A 3,943-nucleotide genomic window follows, 5' to 3' on the forward strand; every position below is an offset into this window, starting at 1 on the left:
TTGTAATAGATAATTTATGAATAATGCAGGTTAGGTTTAGAATATGATCGAGACCATTTTCTTTGCTAAAAATATATTTGTGGTACTATCCTTATTTTAGTGATTTATATTATATAAAACATTGTTGAAATATTGCTTTTTTTGATTGATACAATAAGGCAATCTTTGCCATGCTCGTTTCATCTGAGGGAAAAGAACTTCTTAACTTATATATCCTTTACCAACTCTTTTGAAAGCTGATAGATTTTCAACTTCTGAAAACTATCAATAGATCGTTAGATTTTTAGATATAAGATATAAGATATAAGATAATTCATCAGTATAAATTAACTATAAGTTATTGGTCTGATGGAACTCGCATGCAAGCATTTATACATATTCTTGTTGTGGAAAACCTTGCCATGCCCGTTTCGTACAACCTTGATATACTGTGTTTTAACAATTAAACCTCTTTAGATGCAAACAATTGTTTTGCAATGTTTTGCAAAAGTTTAACGGAGTATTGAACTATAATACAATACATAAACTACATTAAACTATATTTTAACTATATATAAACAAATTGCAAGTTATCATTAAATTCGTGGTAGAACCATATTTGTTAAAGTCCTATAGCCTGTCTGTATTTTCGGAGCACATCTTTATCTCAAAATACGGAAATCTCTTTTTCAAAAACACTGAAATTTATCAGCGATGAAGTAATTTTTTATCAATACTGATTTGGATGTTGAAGTGGTAGGAAGGTAGGAAGGTAGAAAGGTAGAAAGGTTAAATGGTGAGTCTGCAGTAATGAGACTGGGAAATAGAGATGTTTGTCATTTCTGTGTTCGCTCGGCTCTGCCGCTTGCTTGCAAGAATCTGTGGTGCCTCTCAACCTCAACCTTAGTCTCTGCCTTTTTACTAAAACCCGATATTTAGCGATACATTCAGGCGGCGACCGGTAAGATAGTTGGGAACGGCATACTGTAGGTTGTTGACATCGCTCACCCAATAGTAAGATACGGTATTATTGATATCGAAAAGATTAAAGAATTCAAGTCCCAGCCAGGCTTTCTTTAATATATTACTTCTGAATGTACGCGTAACCCATGGCATCAGGTCTTTTGAGAACCCGATATCTATGCGGCGGTAAGGAGGCATTCTGAAGGTAGCCGTATAGCGGGGCGACCGTGGAGGGCCAAACGGAAGTCCCGATCCGTAATACAGACTCAGATGCACCTTAAAAGTGGGATTGTTGGGCAAATAATCCTGAAAAAACATCGAAAAATTGAAGCGTTGATCGGATGGGCGCGGTATGTAACCGGGTTCGCCGGGCTTGTCCCATGAATCGGTCAGAATATCTTCTTCGGTTCGCAGCAGCGAGAGCGTAGCCCACGATTCGGTACCCGGTACAAATTCACCATGGAGTTTAAAATCCAGTCCCGTGGCAAAACCTTTTGCTTCGTTTTTTCCCGTGTATTGAATGCGTACGTTATCAATTTTGTATGGAACCAGGTCGTACAGATGTTTGTAATAAATTTCGGTTGAGAATTTGAAAGGACGTTCAAGTACGTAAAAGTAATGGTCAAGGCCTGCCAGTATTTGTCGGGATTTCTGGGCTTCCAGGGTATTGATTTCGCCCGATTGGGGCGGACGGTATTCTTTGTAGAACGGGGGCTGAAAATACCAGCCACCACTTAAACGGAATCGCGTATTTGGGGTGGAAAAGGGGAGTACTGTGGCCTGAAAACGAGGTGTCAGGTGGAGCTTGCTTTCTTTATCGGACCATATAAGACGGGTTCCGTAGTTCATCCTTATTTTTCCCCACGAAGGTGTCAGGGTGGTTTGATGCGAAACGAACAACTTTAGATGATTGGTTTTTTGCTGGAGCTCGGCATTCAGGCTGTAACTTAGTTCCATATCGGGATTTCGGGGAATGGAGTACCCGGCAGAGTCGATCAGTTCCCATTCGTTAATGCGGTCATCAAACTGCTCGTTCTGCCAATCGACACCCCAACTGATGGAATTGTTGGATTTTACATTGTGCTTTCCTTTTACTGAGATGGTGGTAACGGTTGCCAGCAGATCATTCCTGGCATGTTGAAGATATTCTCCGATGCCAATATTGGTAGCTGTTTCATTTCCGTTCATACCTTCAATTTCCTGAAGCCAGTAAGCCCCTGCAATGTCAAAAGCCTCTTGTTCCAGAGCCCGGTAGTGAGAGGTCTGAAGTTCGTATAGAGCATCTTGCCCGGGGTGAAATTTAAGCTTCACTGCCCCCATTCCTGTTTTAAAATTGTCTTTTTCCTGTCCGGCAAAATATATTTTCAGCCTTTTCACTTCGTTTATAGTTCCAAAAGTCGTTTCTCTGTCCGAAGGAATAAAATGGTAGCGATTGAGCGCATAATATCCCAGTGCTTCGGCCGACAGATGAGGTGAAAACTGATAAGTAAGGAAAATTTGTGCATCGGTGAATTCGGGGTTATAGTCACCTTTAGTATCAAGGGTTCCCAAAAGATACCTGTTGGTTTTATGTCTGGCGCCGGCCAGCCAGGAAAATTTTCGGTCTGTTGTACTACCCTGAGTATAAACGCCAGCACCCAGTAAGTTGATGTTAGCACCTGTGGCCAGTGAGTCAGGCTGCTTGTATCGAACATCAAGTACCGAACTCATTTTGTCTCCATAACCAACCCCAAATCCGCCTGATGAAAAATAGACCGATTCCACCAGGTCGGGGTTGACAATGCTAAGTCCTTCCTGTTGTCCGCTCCGTATAAGCTGAGGGCGGTGTACCTCGAAACCATTGAGGTAGACCAGATTTTCGTCGAAGTTTCCCCCACGAACACGGTATTGTGTGCTTAATTCATTGGCCGAAGCTACACCCATCTGAGAACGTACCAATCCTTCGATGGCATATCCGGCAGGTGAAGGGAGTCGTATGGATAGACGGGGGGATATTGTTGTGGTCGATTGATCGTCTTGGGCCTGTACAGAAATTTTTACCTCCCTGACTTCCCGGATGCGTTTTTTTAAGGTGATGACGAGCGGGAGTTTTTGGATGTCTTCCTGACTTATATTAATCTGCCGTGGTATGTATTCAATATGCGAAATTTGTATTGATAAAGGGAATGGCAATTGAGTAATCAGTTCAAAATTTCCTTCTCTGTTGGTTGTGGTTCCCGACGAACGTCCTTCAGCAATAATATTGACCAGTTCTACCGGCTTGCCTTCTTCGGTAACGACCTTTCCGTGTATGGTAATTGTCTCCTGAGCAAATATACTATCCAGGGTGAAAAGCAAAAAAAGTATAAATAGTAAGCAGTGTTTAAAGTACATACGGCAACCGGACTCCTTAATTTTTTCAAACGCAAAAATAGGGAAAATATTGAGGAGAATTAGGCAAAGGTTGAGGCAAAGGTTGAGGTTGAGGTTAAGGTTGAGGTTAAGGTTAAGGTTGAGGTTAAGGTTGAGGTTAAGGTTGAGGTTAAGGTTAAGGTTGAGGTTAAGGTTAAGGTTAAGGTTAAGGTTGAGGTTGAGGTTGAGAGTGAACCCAGAGAATAAGGCAGAAGGCAGAAGTTATAAATTTTTGAACAATCCCTTTTTGAATGACAGGAAGACCTCTTTTTTCATTCTGAGGAGGTACGACGAAGAATCTCCACAATTATCAATTATCAATTATCAATGAACAATGAACAATTAACCAATTGACGGATTCTTGCAAAGCAAGTGGCGGAGCCGAGCGAACCAATGACGAATTCTTGCAAACAAGCGGTGGAGCCAGGCGAACCGGAAACCTGAAACCCGGAGCAAGAAACTTTTTGGGGGCAAGTAAAGACGCACGGCCGTGCGTCTCAACAAGCCTTAACTCAAAGCACAGAACTCAAAAAATACACCATATAAGACATATAAGAACACAAAAGATAAAGTTGTATCATAGATAACAGAGATTAACCAAATTTGAAAG

Annotated in this window: 1 protein-coding gene; it reads right to left on the reverse strand. The window is 41.4% G+C overall.

Annotated features, from left to right (window positions below; all coding sequences use genetic code 11):
- Positions 1-900 precede the first annotated feature (900 nt).
- Positions 901-3,279 carry a TonB-dependent receptor gene (locus OQ5_RS0115815; RefSeq protein ID WP_016778423.1) on the reverse strand — a complete coding sequence of 793 codons (2,379 nt, stop codon included), beginning with the start codon at positions 3,277-3,279 and terminating at the stop codon, positions 901-903.
- Positions 3,280-3,943 lie beyond the last annotated feature (664 nt).

It is taken from the genome of Anaerophaga thermohalophila str. Valhall (assembly GCF_000250735.1).
Taxonomy (GTDB): Bacteria; Bacteroidota; Bacteroidia; order Bacteroidales; family Marinilabiliaceae; genus Anaerophaga; species Anaerophaga thermohalophila_A.